Source organism: Microbacterium sp. P5_B6 (genome assembly GCF_056400345.1).
On the sequence record NZ_JBFULL010000056.1, the window covers coordinates 1 to 2,672 of the forward strand.

Annotated in this window: 3 protein-coding genes; 1 reads left to right on the forward strand and 2 read right to left on the reverse strand. The window is 63.8% G+C overall.

Annotated features, from left to right (window positions below):
* Positions 1-266, forward strand: a 266-nt coding sequence (locus AC1DP3_RS18100) for a DUF5597 domain-containing protein (protein WP_477295726.1), incomplete at its 5' end; no start/stop codon positions are given.
* Positions 267-567: 301 nt separating this feature from the next.
* Here the strand turns inward: AC1DP3_RS18100 and AC1DP3_RS18105 are convergent.
* Both AC1DP3_RS18105 and AC1DP3_RS18110 read right to left on the reverse strand, forming a co-directional pair.
* Complete coding sequence (locus AC1DP3_RS18105; RefSeq protein ID WP_477295728.1) at positions 568-1,140, reverse strand: MarR family winged helix-turn-helix transcriptional regulator; 573 nt, start codon at positions 1,138-1,140, stop codon at positions 568-570.
* 44 nt (positions 1,141-1,184) lie between these two features.
* Positions 1,185-2,498, reverse strand: a complete 1,314-nt coding sequence (locus AC1DP3_RS18110; protein ID WP_477295730.1) for an MFS transporter — start codon at positions 2,496-2,498, stop codon at positions 1,185-1,187.
* Positions 2,499-2,672 lie beyond the last annotated feature (174 nt).

Below are 2,672 nucleotides of genomic sequence, written 5' to 3' on the forward strand. Positions count from 1 at the left end.
GTACAGGCGAGGCCGCAGCGGTCCTCATCGGCTACGGCCTGATCATCCGCACCGCCGAGGACGAATTCCTCGTGGTCGCACGCGGCGCTTCCGTGCGCTTCTCCCGCTCAGACGCGATCGTCGAACTGGACACGCTCATCGAAGGTGAGTACCACGATGGGCGATGGATCCCGCGGCGCACCTTGAACGGGGACGAGCGGTATTTCATGTTTCCCAAGACCAGCCTGCGCACAGTCCGCATCGACCTGCTCCGACGGAGCCCGTAAGCCCGCGCCCAAGAGCGAATCGCGGGCCTGCGGGGCGGCAGAGTCAGACGACTCAACCTCGAAGGATCACGCGGTGACCGTCGCCATTCCAGGCGACACGCTCACCGAGCTACCGATACACCACTCTGGCGGACGCAACCCCCGCGAGGGGGCTTCGCCCTAGGAGAGGGAATTTTCGCGTCCAATCGATGCCTGTCCACGCAGATTTGGTCGATCGCGTACGGCCCAGAAGGTCCGTCGCCACGCTTTCCTTGTGCGAAACACGGAGTGGTATGACGCCCGCCTCGCGCTCCATCGAGTCCTACGGCTCGGCCGACGCCGAGGACTCGAAGCGCACGCCGGCGATCGTGGAGAGCGGATTCTGCGGCAGCGCTTCCAGCGCGCGGGCGAGCTTGACGATGAGGCGCTCGAGCTCGCGACCGTCCTCAGGCGACCAGTCAGACAAGGAGGGTKCCTGCTGGGAAAGCGTGGCTTCGACGATACGACCCGCCACCACCCGGCCTTCAGCGGTCAGCGCCACCACGATCGCTCTCTTGTCTGTCGGATCCGCTACGCGCACGACGAGGCCATGGGATTCGAGCCTGGCGACGACCTTGCTGATATTCGACCGTCCCGTGTCTATTGCGTCTGCGAGCGAGGTCGGACTTGCTGCACCCCGGTAGACCAGTTGGTTGATGATCAGGAATGCGGTGAGATCTCCCGGAAGTGGGAACTCGGCCTCGGACAGGAGTCGTTCGCGAAAGCTGGTAGATGATCCCCAGGTGCTGATGGCGAACATCGCCGAGGTGAAGTCCGGACCGTTGGCGCCCACCAGCGGCCGGAGGCCCTCGGCGGGGAGGGCCTCCGGTGCTGTGACGGCGGTCGGATGGCGCATCGATCTCCTGCTCGTCGCGTGACGGATGCCTCTATCGCCGACGGCTACTTCTCAGCGGCCGCTGTGCGTGTGCCCACAATGGCCGACTCCACCAGATCCTCCGATTCTGCCTCATCCGCGAACTCGTCATGCTGATCCCGTGTGCGGAATACGATCCATGCCCACGCGCACCCCACGAATGCAAGCGCGGTGAGGATGCCRTACATCATGCCCGGGCCGGAGGCGAGGAGGAGCGGGGTGAACACCGCCACGATTGCTGCGACGAATCGGGCCACCGAGATGATCGCGCCCTGCGCCGTGGTGCGCAGGAGGGTGGGGAAGGATCTCTGAGTCCACACCTTCATGATCCCCTCGAAGGCGAACGCAGTCCCGATCGTGGCAAACACGACGCTGACGAGATATGTCGGCACGCTCACTCCGAGGATGGCGATCGTCAGCGGACTGAGCACCTGGGCCACYGCGCCGACCGTGAAGTATCGGAACCGCACAGGCTTGTCTGCGATCTTCATGAACCACAAGTACGCGATGACCGAGAGGGGCAGGACGGGAAGGCCTACCAATGCGGCTGTCTCAATGGGGATGCCGCCGAGGTTCACCAGCACGTAGTTCCCATACTGACCGGTCGTATTCGCGACGAGGTTGGTGAGCGTGTAGAAGCCGATGAGGGCGAAGAAGGGCGTCGCGTACGGCCCACGGAAGAGCTGCCGCACTCGCCCGCCCTTCGCCTCGACAGCGACGGAACCGCTGAGCCGCTGTTCGCGGGCGGCCTTCCAATTCTCGGATTCGGGAATCGTCAGTCGGCCCACTAGTACGAGACCGGTGACCACGGCGAGGAACCCGAACATGATTCGGATGCCGGACTCTCCCTGTGAAGCGACTGCCGAGCCGAGGATCGAGGCAGTCACCGCGCCCGCGAGCCAGAGCAGGTTCGAGAAGCCCAGCAGGCGGCCACGGTTGTCGTCCGTGGCGGCTTCCGAGATTGTCGATAGGGACACCGGCAGATCGGCCCCCGTCCCGAGCCCCAGCAGAAGGGCGGCGAGAAGGAGAACCGGGAACGACGCGGCGAACATCAGGGCGACCAGCGACACGATGATCAACACCATCGTCACCGTGAATACGGGACGCCGCCCGATCCGATCGCCCAGGCGGCCTCCCGCTATCGCGCCGAACGCCACGCCGAGCGTCAATGCACCCGACGCGAGCCCGACCTGAAGCTCATCCAGATTGAGGAGTGTCTGAAAAGTGATGATCGCTATGCCGAAGATGACGATCGTACCCGCGTCGATGAACGAGGCCATTCCCGAGACGACTCCGACCCACCATGGCTTCGGCCGGCGGGGGGCTTGTGCTGTGTTCATACTTCTCCTTTGAAGGTGTCGACTCTCCGTGGTCGACCGTCAAGCAAGCACCATAGCAACCTATTGTCCTCAGGCCAATATCCGGTATTGTCGCCAGTGAAATACTTCTGCTTCGAAGGAGAACGGGCGTCATGATCTCACTTGTCACCGACTTGCGCACGGACGGTCGCAGTC